This window comes from Acinetobacter sp. KH_038, assembly GCF_057839405.1.
This window is the reverse complement of the sequence record NZ_CM174489.1, coordinates 420,227-435,036: the sequence shown is the minus strand read 5'-3', so window position 1 is coordinate 435,036 and position 14,810 is coordinate 420,227. Positions and strand designations below refer to the sequence as shown.

The window sequence follows — 14,810 nt, the reverse complement described above, 5'->3', positions numbered from 1 at the left end:
GATTACCAGGTACGTGGATCCCATAATTTAAACGGGGTGGTCAGTTGCACATCTACAGCGGGATCATATTCAGTCGCGGCAATTTTTTGGGCTTTTTTACGAATCTGGCCGGTGTGCTGATCTTGTGCCACAAAATTAAAACTGTGAGATTTAAGCTGAGTAAATGCAATTTCATTTAATCCGAGATTTTCCGGCATCAGCATGAGTGGTCCGGAAACGCTGCGACGTGTGCTGATATTTTCTTCATCATATTTAATAAAATAGGACTGGCCTGCTTCGACACTAAAATCCAGATATTTAGGCTTCTGAAAATGTAAGGCGCCTAAAGGACGGCTGGTACTCAAACGATAGGTTCCTGCAGGAAGTTCAATCCAGTAATAATGATTGTGCAGCAAGCTTGGAATATGTTGCTGATTGATAAACAGGCTGGCAGCGACGATCTCCTGCCGGTTCCATCTGGAATCGGGCCGGTATAAATACACAATAGCGGCTTCCTCATGCTGTGGCTTTACGGTCTGAAACTGGTTGCCCTGCTTTTGATTGACCCAGCCCCCAATGCTAAACATGCCGATCCGATGCTGCTCGACGAAGCCCGGTTTTTTTTCAAGATCGATAGTTTTTAAAGTACTGAGTGGCTGTGTAGGCTCAACCACGGCTTTCTTACCATGACACCCCAGCAATGCCACACTGCTGATGAGTACAATTGCGACTCCACGCATGCTTATCCCTCACTGCGTCTTTATTCTTCTGTATGTGCAAGTGCTTTGCGGTTTGTTTTTTATAAGTTTTAGGCATCCACGCCTAGTCAATCAGATTAACATTCAGCTTTATTTTTGGAAATAAAAAACGTGCGAAAACACGGAGTTTTCGCACGTTTCAGATGAATAGCAGTTAAGCAGATTTGCTATTCACCACCTTTAAATCAACTTTTGCTGCTATTTCTTGCTGTTCATGCGGCTGACGCTCGGCACGGTATTCCGGCTCTGCTTCACCTTTAATCACAGCCTCATTGATGACGACAGTGCCGACATCGCTACGGCTTGGCAAGTCATACATGGTTTCCAGCAATGAATTTTCCAGAATCGAACGTAGACCACGCGCACCGGTATTACGTTCAACGGCTTTTTTCGCCACTGCACGTAGCGCAGATTCTTCAAAGACCAGATCCACATCTTCCATATCAAACAGATGTTGATACTGACGGGTCAAGGCGTTCTTCGGTTCAGTCAGAATCTGCATCAAGGCTTCTTCGTCCAGTTCATCCAAAGTGGCAATCACGGGCAAACGACCAATGAATTCTGGAATCAAACCAAATTTCACCAGATCAGTCGCTTCAACTTGACGGAACAGGTCGGACAGCTTCTTGGTTTCATCTTTTTTACGTACTTCAGCAGTAAAGCCGATGCCACCTTTTTCCTGACGCTGCTGCACGATTTTCTCAAGTCCGGAGAATGCACCACCACAGATGAACAGGATATTCGAGGTATCAATCTGAATGAATTCCTGCTGCGGATGCTTACGTCCACCTTGTGGCGGAATAGAAGCAACCGTACCTTCGATCATTTTCAAAAGTGCTTGCTGTACGCCTTCACCCGATACATCACGCGTGATGGATGGGTTTTCAGACTTGCGGGTAATCTTGTCAATCTCGTCGATATAGATAATTCCCTTTTGCGCTTTTTCAACATCATAATCCGCTTTTTGCAAAAGCTTCTGTACGATGTTTTCTACATCTTCACCCACATAACCGGCTTCGGTCAGTGTCGTTGCATCTGCCATGGCAAATGGAACATCCAGAAGACGTGCAAGAGTCTGTGCCAGCAAGGTTTTGCCCGATCCTGTCGGACCAACCAGCATAATATTACTTTTTGAAAGCTCGACGGAGTCGTCAGCTTTCTTGCCATTATTTTGCACTTTCAAGCGCTTGTAATGGTTGTATACCGCAACTGACAAGGTTTTTTTCGCGACGTCCTGACCAATCACATATTGATCCAAGGCCGCACGGATTTCATGCGGTTTCGGCAAAGGACGATTGGCCCAGTCATTGGTTTCCACCTGCTGACTGGTTTGAACCAAATCTAAGCATACGTCCACACATTCGTTACAAATGTATGCGTCCTCGCCTGCAATCAGCTTCCCGACTTCAGACTGCGTTTTACCGCAAAATGAACAATGCTTTTGTCCTTGAGGATGTTCGGACATATTTACTCCACTATCTCAATCTTTAAAACTTATGGACGTTTAGTTAAAACTTCGTCCACAAGACCGTATTCTTTCGCTTGCTGCGCAGTCATAAAGTTGTCACGATCTGTATCACGTGCCACTTTTTCGTAGTCCTGACCGCTATGTTCAGCCATTAAACGGTTTAAACGCTCTTTAATGAACAGGATTTCACGTGCATGAATTTCAATATCTGATGCCTGACCACGAAAACCACCGAGTGGCTGGTGAATCATCACGCGGGCATTTTCAAGACAATAACGCTTGCCTTTGGTACCAGCATTAAGCAGGAATGCACCCATTGATGCGGCCTGACCCATGCAGTAAGTCACAACATCCGGTTTGATAAACTGCATGGTGTCATAAATCGCCATACCCGCAGTCACCGAACCGCCTGGTGAGTTGATATATAAATGAATATCTTTATCTGGATTTTCCGCCTCTAAAAACAACATTTGCGCAACGATCAGGTTGGCCATATTGTCTTCAACTTCGCCCGTCATAAAAATTACACGTTCACGCAAAAGGCGTGAATAAATATCAAAAGAACGCTCACCACGAGAGGATTGTTCTACCACCATTGGCACTAAAGCGTTTTCAATCGTTGGAACATACATACGTTTATTTATTCCTAAATTTTTTGTGACTAACCCATAATCACAATATGAGGGATAATCACTGAAATTGCAAAAAATTCGCCAACAAATCCATCATATTTTTTGCATTAGTTTTGTGAAAAGCAGAAATACTTTTTTAGACCTGAATATGAAAAAAAGGCGCATCAAGCGCCTTTTTTATTGAAAGCTAGAATTAAGCTTGTTGACGAGCTTGCTGCTCTTTCAATAAGTCTTCATAGCTTACAGTTGCATCAGTCACTTTAGCAGAAGCTAGAATGTAATCAACAACTTGGTCTTCTAGAACAACTGCTTCAATCTGAGCACGTTGCTGCGCATCATTTTTGAAGTATTCGATCACTTCGTTTGGATCTTCATAAGAAGAAGCCATGTCTTCGATATATGCTTCAACACGTGCAACATCAACTTCGATTTTCGCATCAGCTAAAACACGGCTTACAAGTACGCCAAGTTTTACAGATTTTTCAGCTTGTTCTTTGAACAATTCGTCTGGAAGCATGCTTGAATCAAATGCTTGCGCACCTTGAGCACCGAACTGCTGTGTGAACTGCTGGATCATTTGTTGACGTTGACGGTCAATTTCCTGAGCAAGCATGGCAGCTGGAAGTTCAACTTCGTTTGCAGCTACAAGTGCATCAAAAGTCGCGCCTTTTACCTGGTTACGCAGACCATTTTTCACTTCACGTTCCATGTTTTTACGAACGTCAGCTTTTAACTTCTCAACGCCTTCTTCTTCAGTCACACCGAAGATTTTAAGGAATTCAGCATCGATTTCTGGAAGTTTTTGTTTTTCAACAAGCTTCACAGTGATTTTGAACTGAGCTTGTTTACCAGCCAGGTTTTCAGCTTGGTAATCTTCCGGGAAAGTAACGTCGATTACTTTCTCTTCGCCTTTCTTCATACCAACGATACCGTCTTCGAAGCCAGGGATCATACGACCAGAACCTAGAACAAGCTTGAAGTCTTCGGCAGCGCCGCCTTCAAATTTCTCGCCATCAACAGTACCTTCGAAATCGAAAGTTACCTGCATGTCTTTTTTCGCCATGCCTTTGGTTTCAGCCCAAGCAGCACGTTGTTTTTGAAGATTTTCGATCATCTTCTCAACGTCTTTGTCGTTTACTTCAGCTGCTTTACGTTCAACTTCAAGACCTTCGAATTTCACATCGATTTCTGGATAAACTTCAACAGTCGCTGTATATACCAGCGCGTCGTCTTTCATTTCAGTTTTTTCGATGTTTGGCATGCCTACAGCATTGATTTTCTCTTGCTGGATCGCTTCGAATACCGTGTCACGAATAATATCGTTTACCACTTCTTGGTAGATACCCGCGCCGTATTCACGACGAACTACGTTTACAGGCACTTTACCTGGACGGAAGCCGTTGATCTTCGCAGTTTTAGCAGTGCGTTTTAAACGAGCTTCAAATTGCTCATTAATACGGCTCGTCGGTACAGAAACATTTAAACGACGGGCAACGCCCGAAACCGCTTCAGAAGTTACTTGCATGGCTTCCTCTATATATTAGGTTATAACAGGTTTATAAAAATGTGCCACATTATATGACAACATTTAAGGATATACAAAAAATACGCGCGAGTTCCAGTTTTTAAACCCTTTTTTTATTTGAATCGGCATCTTTTCAGATATTCCGTCAACCCGGTTTAAATGGAGAAAGTGTATATTTTTATTGCAAATGATAAGTACTATCATTAATATCCAGTTTCTTATTTAAGCAACAATACTAATTTATTCTTCGGTTCGGGAATTTGGTTATGCATAGTTTTAGTCTTCGTCCACTTACGTTGGCAATTCTTGGGGTTACAACAACATCTGTTTTTGCAGAGACAAATAGTACTTCAAACGTTCCAACTACCACCTTGTCTACCATTGTGGTTTCTGCAGCGGGTTTTGAACAAGATATTAAAAATGCCCCTGCTTCCATTAGTGTGGTCACTGCTGAAGACTTAAAGAAAAAGGGTATTACCAATATTGCTGATGCACTTACTGAAGTTCCTGGTGTTGACGTACGTAATGGGCAAGGTAAAACAGGTGGCCTCAATATCCAAATGCGAGGTTTAAACCAAAGCTATACCTTAATTTTAATCGACGGTCAGCGTCAAAATACCTCTGGTTCAATTGGTCCAAACGGTTTTGGCGAATTTTCAACGAGTTTCATGCCACCTTTGGCTTCTATTGAGCGTATTGAAGTCATTCGTGGCCCAATGTCTACCCTCTATGGCTCCGATGCCATGGGCGGTATTATCAACATCATTACTAAAAAAGTCTCTTCAGAGTGGAATGGTAATGTCTCAGTTGAACAAAATATTCAAGAAAACTCTGATATTGGCAACAATTGGAAAACTAGTGCAGTCGTAAATGGTCCATTGATCCAGGACAAACTTGGCATTCAAGTACGCGGTGAGTTTTTGCACCGTGATGAGTCGGATCGACTTGTGACACCTGTAAAAACGATTGATCAGGGGAGTCAAGGTCGAGACCCGCGTATGGTAGAAGCGAACAACTATGCTGTAGGGACAAAACTTACCCTAAATGTTAATGACAATGTGTCTACCTGGATTGACTTTGATCATGCTGAACAGCGTTTCGACAATAGTGATGCTCGCTTAGGCGAACTTTACGAATTCAATCGCGCGACAGGTTTACCATCTGGACCAGGCTCATATAAAGATGAAGTCAAATTTTTAAGAGATCGTATTTCTGCGGGTGTCGATACCGAGTTGAATTTCGGTCAATGGAAAACGTTTGCAAGCTATGTATCTTCTGAACAGGAAGGTCGTCGTCTTCCAAAAGGAAATGTACCTGAATATAACTACTACTCTGATGGGACGCAGGATCGTGTCTTAGAAAATAAAGACTTAACCGTTGATTCTCGTATTATTTCAACACTTGGCAATCACAAAGTTACTGCGGGCATTGAATATAAAGACGGTGAAACTATCGATAACTCAGCAGGTAACGGCGTTGCTTTCGAACAAGATTCTTGGTCTGTATTTACTGAAGATGAATGGAATCTAACTGACTCACTTGCGTTCACTTTTGGTGGTCGTTATGAAGATCATAGTGCTTTTGGTGGTCACTTCACACCTCGCGCCTACTTGGTTTGGAATACCAATGATCAATGGACACTAAAAGGTGGCTTGAGCACAGGTTATAAGGTTCCAACAGCCAATGATCTCCATAACGGTATTAACGGATTTAGTTCTCAAGGTCGAAACGTGACCTTGGGTAATCCAGATCTAAAACCTGAAGAAACAACAAACTATGAGCTTGGGTTCGTTTACGACAACTTATCTAATTTCTCTTTAACCACTACAGCATTCTTTACTGAATTTAAAGACATTATTGTCAGCGATGCACGCCTGGTTGAAAACTGTTTATGGGCAGGTCGTCCAGCAGGACAAGCGCCTGCAAGTAACTGTATGACTGTAGGTAGTTTCGATAATCAACAAAACTTCGGCTTTAAAGGCAATGCTGATAAAGCTGAAAGCTATGGTGTTGAGCTCAGTGCAAAATATGATATCTCACCAAACTTTGATGTAAAAGCAAACTATACATGGTTAGAGTCTGAAATTACCGAAGGTGAAAACCAAGGGAATCCTATTGAAAATACACCGCGTCATGCTTTGAACTTTACAGGAACCTGGTATGTCAATGATAAGTTCACCACGTGGCTAGAAGCTGAATATAAGTCTGATCGTGTTCGCTTCACGAATCCTGATCTTAATGATGTAAACGTAAGTCGCGAAATTGGAGCTGTAGGTAATAAATTAAAAGCTTATGAGTTATTTAATTTAGGTGCTTCCTATAAAGTAAACAATCAAGTAACTGTTTCAGGTCGTGTAAATAACTTATTAGATAAAGACTTCGGCGACTATAAATCATTTATTAATAGTGATAACGAAGTTGAAAATGCTTTCTTATACACGAAAACAACAAGTGGTTTAGCGGGTACTTATATTCCAGATCGCAACTACTGGTTATCTGTTTCATACGACTTCTAATGCACGCGTCGTAACTCAAAACCCTGCCTGTGGCAGGGTTTTTTCTTGTCCTCAGAGCAGCATGCCCAAAAGTCTTGCCAATATATGCCCTTCCATAAACATCATTATTCTCAATAAAAAGTTAACAATCAGATTAATTTATCAATATTTATTAAAAACATAAGCTTAAATTAAAATTGTTACATCATTACATTTAAAAACTCATTTAATATTTTCTTAAAGATCATGAATTCCCATCATCAAAAGATAAAAACAATAACAAGAATCATTATTATTCGCATACATTTTTAATATTCATTTCTTAGGTTTAACATGACCTTCATTAAAACACGTAAAAAAATCGTTTCCTCTGCAATTGTTTCTTCTTTGTCGATCGTGGCAACACATGCAATTGCTGAAGATAATGTCGTTCGACTCGACACCATTCATCAAGAAGTCAAAGCCGAACCATCACCCAGCTTGAAAGTAAATCAGTCTGCCAACAACAAATTTGTCGCACCTTTACTTGATACACCCAAGTCAGTTTCGGTCATTTCAAAACAGTTAATTGCAGATACCCAAGTCACCACCTTAACTGATGCTTTGCGTACTGTACCGGGTATTACTCTGGGCGCGGGTGAAGGTGGCAATCCAAACGGTGATCGTCCATTTATTCGTGGTTATAATTCTGAAAGTTCGATGTATGTAGATGGCGTGCGTAACGCCACTTCACAAAACCGTGAAATGTTTGCCGTCGAACAGGTGGAAGTCACCAAAGGTTCTGCATCGGCCATGGGCGGTGCAGGAACGACTGGCGGCAGTATCAACATGATTTCTAAAGTTGCTAAAGCGGGCGACTTTCTAGAAGGTTCTGTTGCTGGCGGCACCGATAACTATCAACGTATTACCCTAGATGGCAATAAAGATTTTGGCAATGGTGTTGCAGCACGTGTTGCGCTGATGGGCCATCATAATGAAAAAGCGGGTCAGAAGGACGGTGCCGAATATAAACGTGCCGGTATTGCTCCAAGTATCACTTTCGGTTTAGACAGCCCTACTCGCGCAACTTTAAGCTATTACTACTTAAAATCGGATGACACACCGGATTCAGGTGTTCCTTATAAGTATGATGCGGCAAAAAAAGCCACTGTTGGTAAACCTGTCGATGTAAAACAAGGCATTTATTATGGTTTATTAAGTCGTGATTTTCAGAAACAGGAAAATCAGATCGGAACAATTAAATTAGAACACGATTTAACGGATAACCTGACCCTGAGCAATACAGCAGTATATAGCACTGCCAAAAATGACTACTTATGGACCCAGCCAGATGACTCCAAAGGTAACGTGCTGAATGATAAAGTCTGGCGTCGTATAAACTCGCGTATTACAGATACCAACATCTTTACCGACCAACTTGCTTTGACAGGTAAGTTTAATACAGGTGCATTCAAGCATAGCTTTAATATAGGTGCAGAGTACTCAGATCAAGAATCTGACAAAGGTAACTACTTAACAAGTTATCCTAGCTATCCAGGTACTACCACAGGTGGTTTCAACAGCGACTGTGCTATCAACGATGCATGGTGTACATCATTAACTAATCCAGACTCACGTGATCAATGGCTGGGCTCTTCCGCAGCCAACAAAAATCTCACGACAACCACGACCGAGACTACATCTGTCTATCTCTTAGATAATATCGAGTTTAGCCCGCAATGGTTATTAGATCTGGGCTTACGTTGGGATAAATTTGATACCAAGCAAACTACAAACGCGACTGGCGACTCTATTGAAAATAATACTGACTTCCTGACCTATCAGGCAGGTTTAATCTTTAAACCTGTTGAAAATGGTTCTATCTATGCAAGTTATGCAACTTCCGCCAATCCGGTCGGTGTAGATGGCGGGGACGGTTCAGAAGCGATTGGTCAAGCCTATATGGACTTAGATCCAGAAGAGAGCCGTACCTTTGAAATCGGTACAAAGTGGGATGTATTAAATGAAAGACTGAATTTAACCGCTGCCGTGTTCCGTACTGAAAAACAAAATACGCGGATTCAACTGGATGCTGCTACATATACCAATGGCGGCGAAACCCAAGTAGACGGCCTTGAGCTGGGTATAAATGGTAATATCACGGACAAATGGGCTGTATCTGCTGGTTATACTTATCTGGACAGTGAAACTGTGAACCCGGGCCCATCCTGTAACCGTCAAGGGGTATGTACACCTGACAACCCTGCCAAGGGTAAGCAAATGCAGAATGTACCTAAGAACTCTGCAACCCTTTGGACCACTTATGCTATCACCCCTGCTTTAACTTTGGGTGCTGGTGCAGCTGCAATGGATAAAGTTTATGGTGATGCAGCCAATACCAAGTGGGTTCCAGGTTATGTGCGTTATGATGCTATGGCACGTTATAACGTCAATAAAAACGTTGATTTGCAATTGAATATCAACAACCTGTCAGATGAACGTTACTTCACCAAGGCCTATTCATCTCACTATGCCACTGAAGCAGAAGGTCGTAGCGCAGTATTGGCAGTCAACTTTAAATACTAATCACCTTTAAGCAATAACGCTGCATAGTCTCTAAATTGAGGCTATGCTATTTTCAAACTAAAATATTCGGGAAGTCTTCGTGCTGCATCATATTCCAAACGTACTGAGCAAAGAACAAGTGCAATATTTCCGTGAGGAAATGAATAAGATTGAATGGGTCAATGGCAAAGTCACGGCAGGTACGCTCTCTGCAACAGTAAAACACAATCAGCAATTGCCTGAAGATCATCCGTTGACTCATCATCTCGGCAATATCATTCTTGAAGCACTCGGACAGCATGCTTTATTTTTATCAGCTGCGATTCCACTGGATATCATTCCTCCGCTGTTTAACCGTTATGAAAATAATGAAGCTTTCGGCTTTCATGTCGACAATTCGATTCGCCGGATTCGCGGGACAAATGAGCGTCTCAGAACCGATTTATCCTGTACGGTTTTCCTGAGTGAACCTGAAGAATATGCAGGTGGTGAACTGGTGGTTGAAGACACCTACGGTTATCACGAAGTAAAGCTGCCTGCCGGCGATATGATTCTCTATCCATCAACCAGCTTGCACGAAGTCATTCCAATTACCTCAGGTTGCCGGATCGCTTCATTTTTTTGGGTACAAAGCATGGTCCGAAATGATGCTGAACGACATATGCTGTTTAATCTGGATCAAAGCATTCAAAACCTGAGAATTGAGCTAGGCGATCAGCATGCCGAAGTGATGAAACTGACCAATCTGTATCACAACCTCATGCGCAAATGGGCAGAGCTTTAATCGGGCTTATGCTTGAAAGATTATTTAAAACCTCTGGAATTATTGTCTATAAAAATATATTGCGATATAAGGTTCTGGAACGTAAAAAATAACAGTTTTTAGTCAAATAAAGAGAAGATAAAACACCAGATTCAAAATAAATGAAAATATTTCTCGATCTATACACCATATAAGAAAATCTTTATTGAGATACGACTAAAATCCATAAAAAAAGCAAAAACTTTTCGGTTTATCTGGATTAAACTTAAAGTCATAAATTCATCATGCAGGTTTTGTGGTTAAAACTAAATCCCAAGTATTTCAAAAGTTTTTTAGTTTTAATGCTGGTTCCAATCTGTATGTAGACGATTATAGACACAATCTATTCGGTAACCTTTGCCAGTGCTTCAACCAAGCGCAGATGCTATCAGGTTACACAAGGAGCTCTCTCATGATGTTGGCTGATCCAAGTAAAAAATACCGTCGCATGTATCAACGTGTGGACTTACCAGACCGTCAATGGCCGAACAATGAAATCAACAAAGCGCCAATCTGGATGAGTACCGACCTGCGTGATGGTAACCAAGCGATCTTCGAGCCAATGAACATGGAGCAGAAATTCAAGATGTTCCAGATGTTGGTGAAAATCGGTTTCAAGCATATTGAAATCGGCTTCCCGTCAGCATCGCAAATCGACTTTGATTTCACCCGTAAATTGATCGAAGAAAATCATATTCCGGATGATGTTTATATCGAAGTTTTGGTACAGGCACGTGATCACTTAATTCAACGTACTTTTGAATCTTTACAAGGTGCGAAACGCGCGATTGTGCATATCTACAACTCCAACTCGCCGACTTTCCGCGAAAAAGTCTTGAATGTCGATGTTGAAGGTGCAAAACAGTTGGCCATCAATGCTGCCACCAAAGTGAAAGAATATGCAGCTAAACAGCCTGAAACCGAATTTGTATTCCAGTACAGCCCGGAATGTTTCACTGCAACTGAATTGGAAGTCGCAAAAGATGTCTGTGATGCAGTGACTGAAATCTGGGAAGCATCACCGACCAATAAAGTGATCTTGAACTTGCCAGCAACAGTGGAAGTGTCAGGTCCTCACGTCTATGCCGATCAGATTGAATGGATGCACCGCAATATCCAGCGCCGCGACGGCGTAATCATTTCTGTACATTGTCATAATGACCGTGGTTGTGGCATCGCGGCATCTGAATTGGCGATCATGGCTGGTGCTGACCGTGTGGAAGGCTGTGTCTTCGGAAATGGTGAGCGTACCGGTAACGTCGATGTGGCGGCGATTGCATTGAACATGTATACCCAGGGTGTTGCACCAAACCTGGATTTCTCCAACATTAACGAAATCATCGCGACTGTTGAAGAATGTACCGGTTTGCCAGTACATCCACGTCATCCATATGCCGGTGATTTGGTCTTCACTGCATTCTCGGGTTCGCATCAGGATGCCATCAAAAAAGGTTTCGAATTCCAGAAAGACCAGGAAATGTGGGATATGCCATATTTACCAATCGATCCGAAAGACTTGGGTCGTGACTATGATGCCGTGATTCGCGTCAACTCACAGTCAGGTAAAGGCGGGATCGCCTACTTGCTGGAATCAAATTACAACGTGACTTTACCACGTCGTTTACAAATCGAATTCTCGCAAATTGTACAGAAACGTACCGATGAACAAGGTACTGAGATTTCTGCAACCGAGATCTGGAAATTATTTAAAGAGACCTATGTCGATATTAAACATGCCCATTACTCGACCAAAAACTACAAATTGTCGGATGACAATGGCAATCAGGTGATTGAACTGGATCTTGAAGTTGAGGGTCAGTCCCGTCGTGTTCGCGGTGAAGGCAATGGTCCAATTTCTGCAATCCTGGATGCACTTCAGTTACCGATTGATGTGGTGAACTATGAAGAGCGCAGCATCAGTTCTGGCGCGCATGCCAAAGCCTTGGCCTTGATTGAGCTTCAAGTCAAAGGTACCGGTAAATCGGCCTTTGGTGCAGGGGTACATGACAACATCGTGACTTCTTCAATTGAAGCGATTATTGCATGTACCAATCGTCTGATTGATCAGGGTGTCTTGAGCACAGATCAGGTGATTGCTGCAGCAGTCTAAAAAGCGCTATTAGAATTAGCAATAATTCATAGCACTAAAATGACTTTAGAAGGATATCCGCTAGTGGTATCCTTTTATTATTCATACTAAAGATTTAAGGCGAATCCTCCCCGTGTCTTTTCCAGCTGACTCAGTGGGCATTGTTGTCCCACAAAAGTTCCAATTTGAAGAGCCGTTAGAGCTTGAATGCGGTCGCATCCTCCCACGTTTTGAACTGATGCTTGAAACTTACGGCAGTTTAAATGCCGATAAGTCGAATGCCATCCTGATTTGTCATGCCCTTTCTGGCCATCACCATGCCGCAGGTTATCATCATGAAGATGATAAAAAAGCTGGCTGGTGGGATGCATGTATCGGACCCGGCAAAGCCATCGATACCTCAAAATTCTTTGTGGTGTCTTTAAATAATATTGGGGGTTGTAACGGCTCTACCGGCCCGACTTCACCCAATCCTGAAAATGAAAACCGTCCTTATGGTCCGGATTTTCCACTGGTCACCGTGCGTGACTGGGTCAAAACCCAATCCCTGCTCTCTGATCGTTTAGGAATTGATACTTGGGATGCCATCATTGGCGGTTCTCTGGGTGGCATGCAGGCCTTGCAATGGTCAGTGGATTATCCCGACCGTTTAAGAAAATGCGTGATTATTGCCAGTACTCCCAAACTTTCGGCCCAGAATATTGCCTTTAACGAGGTAGCACGTCAGTCGATTTTGTCTGATCCGGATTTCCATAATGGCCGTTATCTGGAAAATGACAGTTATCCAAAACGTGGCCTGATTCTGGCGCGGATGGTCGGGCATATCACCTACCTGTCCGAAGAAGCCATGAAGCAGAAGTTTGGCCGTGACCTGAAATCTGGCAAATTCATGTATGGTTTCGATGTCGAGTTCCAGGTCGAAAGCTATTTGCGTTATCAGGGCGAGCAGTTCAGCCGTAACTTCGATGCCAATACCTATCTGATCATGACCAAGGCACTGGATTATTTTGATCCGTCGCGTGAATATGAGCAGTCGCTGGTCAAAGCCATGGCCAATACCCAGTGTAAATTTCTGGTGGTGTCATTTACCACCGACTGGCGTTTCACCCCTGCCCGCTCGCAGGAAATTGTCGATGCCTTAATCACCAATCACAAACCGGTCAGCTATCTGGATATTGATGCCGAACAGGGTCATGACTCCTTCCTGTTCCCTATTCCACTGTATGTAAAATCTTTGCGTGCATTCCTCGGTGGTGAACAGCACCTGAAAGCAACACCCAAGGAGGCCGTATAATGCGTATCGATCAACAACTGGCTGAAAAGTGGATTAAGCCCGGTTCTAGCGTGCTCGACCTTGGTTGTGGCGATGGTGAACTGTTGGCACAAATGAGTAAAAAGCATGATATTCGTGCATATGGGTTAGAAATTGATCAGGAAAAGATTGCAATTGCCGTCAGTCGCGGGTTAAATATCATCCAGCAGGACTTAAACCTCGGCTTAAGCCGCTTTGCTGACCAGTCTTTTGACAATGTAGTCATGGCACAAGCTTTGCAGGCTGTAGATGCACCTGACGTATTATTGCGTGATATGGTGCGTGTGGGGAAACAGGCCATTATTACCTTCCCGAACTTTGCCCACTGGAAGACCCGTTCTTTCTTGGCCATCAAAGGGAAAATGCCGGTTTCTGAAGCCTTGCCTTATATGTGGTATAACACTCCGAATATCCACTTATGTACATTCCGTGACTTTGAAGCACTCTGTGCGGAAAATAACATCAAAATTATTAATCGACTCGCTGTGAACGGGAATCAAGAAGATAGTTTGCTCAGTAAACATCTCCCTAATCTATTTGGTGAAGTCGCAATTTATCGAGTGAGCGCGCTATGAAAAAATTATTATTAAGTACGACGCTACTGGCTGGACTTTTTGGCATGCAGGCCCATGCAGACTATGTTGCTCCAAGTCCTTCTGTTGCCAGTCAAGCGGCTCAGTATTCAGTGATGGATATCAACAGCCTGACCAAAGCAGCCAAAGCGGGTCAGGCAGGTGCACAGTTTTATCTGGCCACCAAATACCAGTATGGTAAAGATATTCAGAAAGATGAACGACAGGCCTTTGCCTGGTACAAGGCTGCTGCAGACCAGGGTCTAGCCGTTGCCCAGCTGAATGTCGGCCGTATGCTGGCAGATGGCATGGGTACCCGAAAAGATGAAGCGCTGGCGCGTCAGTATTTTGAAAAAGCCGCCAGCCGTGGCGATAACCGTGCCAGCTTTAATCTGGCCATGATGGAAGAGAAAAAGAAAAACTACATGGGCGCTTATCAGTGGTATGAACTGTCGACCCGTGATGGCATGCTCGACAATAAAGTGATTACCTTATCTGAAGGCAAGAAAACTGCGCTGGCAGCGAACTTGACTCAGGAGCAGATTCGTCAGGCACGTGACCGTGCAGACAGATGGATTCAGGCACAATAAGCTGAATTGAATAAATAGCACCTTCGGGTGCTTTTTTATTGCCG

General features: G+C 43.0%; 11 protein-coding genes. 7 read left to right on the top strand and 4 right to left on the bottom strand.

All coding sequences use genetic code 11. From position 1 onward, the window contains the following. Nucleotides 1–2: 2 nt before the first annotated feature. The 4 genes from AC3IT7_RS02005 to tig form a co-directional block, all read right to left on the bottom strand. A complete protein-coding gene (locus tag AC3IT7_RS02005) occupies nt 3–719 on the bottom strand; it encodes a DUF2846 domain-containing protein (protein ID WP_489249216.1) in 717 nt (238 codons plus the stop codon). 172 nt (nt 720–891) lie between these two features. Continuing rightward, entirely contained in the window at nt 892–2,202 is a 1,311-nt protein-coding gene (clpX, locus tag AC3IT7_RS02000; RefSeq protein WP_475655264.1) for an ATP-dependent protease ATP-binding subunit ClpX, read from the bottom strand. Nucleotides 2,203–2,231: 29 nt separating this feature from the next. After that, the gene (clpP, locus tag AC3IT7_RS01995; RefSeq protein WP_004647427.1) at nt 2,232–2,837 is read right to left on the bottom strand and encodes an ATP-dependent Clp endopeptidase proteolytic subunit ClpP; all 606 of its coding nucleotides are present in this window, start codon (nt 2,835–2,837) and stop codon (nt 2,232–2,234) included. 193 nt (nt 2,838–3,030) lie between these two features. Next, entirely contained in the window at nt 3,031–4,362 is a 1,332-nt protein-coding gene (gene tig / locus AC3IT7_RS01990) for a trigger factor (protein ID WP_489249215.1), read from the bottom strand. Nucleotides 4,363–4,628: 266 nt separating this feature from the next. Here tig and AC3IT7_RS01985 point away from each other — a divergent pair, with 266 nt between their 5' ends. From AC3IT7_RS01985 to AC3IT7_RS01955, 7 genes are all read left to right on the top strand, one after another. Continuing rightward, entirely contained in the window at nt 4,629–6,878 is a 2,250-nt protein-coding gene (locus AC3IT7_RS01985; protein WP_489249214.1) for a TonB-dependent receptor domain-containing protein, read from the top strand. A 312-nt stretch (nt 6,879–7,190) separates the two neighbouring features. Then, complete coding sequence (locus tag AC3IT7_RS01980; protein WP_489249213.1) at nt 7,191–9,422, top strand: TonB-dependent receptor; 2,232 nt, start codon at nt 7,191–7,193, stop codon at nt 9,420–9,422. A 79-nt stretch (nt 9,423–9,501) separates the two neighbouring features. After that, the gene (locus tag AC3IT7_RS01975) at nt 9,502–10,185 is read left to right on the top strand and encodes a Fe2+-dependent dioxygenase (RefSeq protein WP_489249212.1); all 684 of its coding nucleotides are present in this window, start codon (nt 9,502–9,504) and stop codon (nt 10,183–10,185) included. Nucleotides 10,186–10,615: 430 nt separating this feature from the next. Next, nucleotides 10,616–12,313 (top strand): 2-isopropylmalate synthase, encoded by a 1,698-nt coding sequence (leuA, locus tag AC3IT7_RS01970; RefSeq protein WP_475655086.1) that lies wholly within the window; start codon nt 10,616–10,618, stop codon nt 12,311–12,313. Nucleotides 12,314–12,425: 112 nt separating this feature from the next. Next, nucleotides 12,426–13,586 carry a homoserine O-succinyltransferase MetX gene (metX, locus tag AC3IT7_RS01965; protein ID WP_489249211.1) on the top strand — a complete coding sequence of 387 codons (1,161 nt, stop codon included), beginning with the start codon at nt 12,426–12,428 and terminating at the stop codon, nt 13,584–13,586. Beyond that, complete coding sequence (gene metW / locus AC3IT7_RS01960; protein ID WP_005095565.1) at nt 13,586–14,179, top strand: methionine biosynthesis protein MetW; 594 nt, start codon at nt 13,586–13,588, stop codon at nt 14,177–14,179. Before metX ends, metW begins: the two co-directional genes overlap by 1 nt. Beyond that, nucleotides 14,176–14,766: a tetratricopeptide repeat protein gene (locus AC3IT7_RS01955; protein WP_005172763.1), complete on the top strand. Its 591-nt coding sequence runs from the start codon at nt 14,176–14,178 to the stop codon at nt 14,764–14,766. Before metW ends, AC3IT7_RS01955 begins: the two co-directional genes overlap by 4 nt. Nucleotides 14,767–14,810: the final 44 nt, after the last annotated feature.

Bases quoted from the DNA above. Each gene is read 5' to 3' on its own strand.
- AC3IT7_RS02005 (WP_489249216.1), bottom strand. From the start codon at position 719: ATGCGTGGAGTCGCAATTGTACTCATCAGCAGTGTGGCATTGCTGGGG.
- clpX (WP_475655264.1), bottom strand. From the start codon at position 2,202: ATGTCCGAACATCCTCAAGGACAAAAGCATTGTTCATTTTGCGGTAAA.
- clpP (WP_004647427.1), bottom strand. From the start codon at position 2,837: ATGTATGTTCCAACGATTGAAAACGCTTTAGTGCCAATGGTGGTAGAA.
- tig (WP_489249215.1), bottom strand. From the start codon at position 4,362: ATGCAAGTAACTTCTGAAGCGGTTTCGGGCGTTGCCCGTCGTTTAAAT.
- AC3IT7_RS01985 (WP_489249214.1), top strand. From the start codon at position 4,629: ATGCATAGTTTTAGTCTTCGTCCACTTACGTTGGCAATTCTTGGGGTT.
- AC3IT7_RS01980 (WP_489249213.1), top strand. From the start codon at position 7,191: ATGACCTTCATTAAAACACGTAAAAAAATCGTTTCCTCTGCAATTGTT.
- leuA (WP_475655086.1), top strand. From the start codon at position 10,616: ATGATGTTGGCTGATCCAAGTAAAAAATACCGTCGCATGTATCAACGT.
- metW (WP_005095565.1), top strand. From the start codon at position 13,586: ATGCGTATCGATCAACAACTGGCTGAAAAGTGGATTAAGCCCGGTTCT.
- AC3IT7_RS01955 (WP_005172763.1), top strand. From the start codon at position 14,176: ATGAAAAAATTATTATTAAGTACGACGCTACTGGCTGGACTTTTTGGC.